Raw genomic sequence first — 1,071 nt, 5'->3', positions numbered from 1 at the left:
GGCGTGCTGGCTTGGGCGTGCTGGGGGGCTTTTGGGGGCGTGCTGGCATTCTTGGGGGTTGTTGGGGCTTTTGGGGGCGTGCTTGGCGTGTGGGCTTTAGATTGCACCAAGTGGGCTAAATTCTCCCGTTGCTCTTTTTCTTGGCGAGTCGTGTTTTTGTCATAAAATTCTAGGGCACTATCCATAGGCAAGATCATCTCCCCCATGCGTAACATCGGCTTGCCCTTGTCAAACACCACGCTTTGCACCTCGCCCCGCCCAATGCGTGTATGCAAGTATTTATTGGTCTTGGGGTCTAAATTATATTGGGCGAACACCTCATAAGTGCCCGATTCTACGGGCTTGCCCTGCGCATTCAGCCCGTCCCATTCAAACTTGACATAACCTTGTTTGCCACTATCCCCCTTTAAAGACAAGGTGCGGACTAATTGTTTATCTTTGTCATAAATTTGGATATCTGCTCTGCCCTCAGTGGTGTTAATGGGTTCATCAAAGTAGAGCGAAAAATCCACCTTGCCCTTAGTAACATTGATCCCCTTGACATCGGTTTCAGCGATCTTGCCAATCATGGTTACGCTGTTTAAGCCGGAAGCTTGAGTCATGACCGCATTGCTTTTGAGTGTATTATCCACGCCCTTATCTAGGTGTTCCAAAGTCTCCTTAAGCTTGCCTTGAAAATCCTTGAGAGATTGGTTGGTTGCCTTGGTGGATTGCATCGCATCGGCAACTTCCTTCATCGCCTTTTTATTCTCCTCTTGCATCTCCACTTGGGTGAGCTGTGCGGTTTGGCTGATGATTTTATCTGTCTCCATGGGAGCTGTTGGGTCTTGGTTTTTGAGTTGCTCCAAAAAGAGTTTCATAAACGCATCTTTGTCTAGACCATTGGCGATTTTGGGCTCGTGCTTTTTTTTCTCCATCGCCGCCTTTGCGCCGGTTACCTCTGCTAAATCAATTGGCATGACCGCCTCCTGAATCTAAATGTGCGCCATTATACCCAAAAGTCTTTAATCATGCATACTGGGGCAGACCTACCTTACTGGGCTCTTGGGGGGGGTTGGGTGCGTCTTTGGG

At 48.8% G+C, this 1,071-nt stretch carries 1 protein-coding gene; it reads right to left on the bottom strand.

The features are described 5' to 3' along the window. The coding region (gene flgD / locus C5684_RS08805; RefSeq protein ID WP_199764544.1) for a flagellar hook assembly protein FlgD at positions 1 to 959 on the bottom strand (959 nt) is incomplete at its 3' end. Between the last annotated feature and the right edge of the window lie 112 nt (positions 960 to 1,071).

The sequence above is a fragment of the Helicobacter bizzozeronii genome (assembly GCF_900196775.1).
Lineage (GTDB): Bacteria > Campylobacterota > Campylobacteria > Campylobacterales > Helicobacteraceae > Helicobacter > Helicobacter bizzozeronii.
This window is presented reverse-complemented; position numbering and strand designations above follow the sequence as displayed.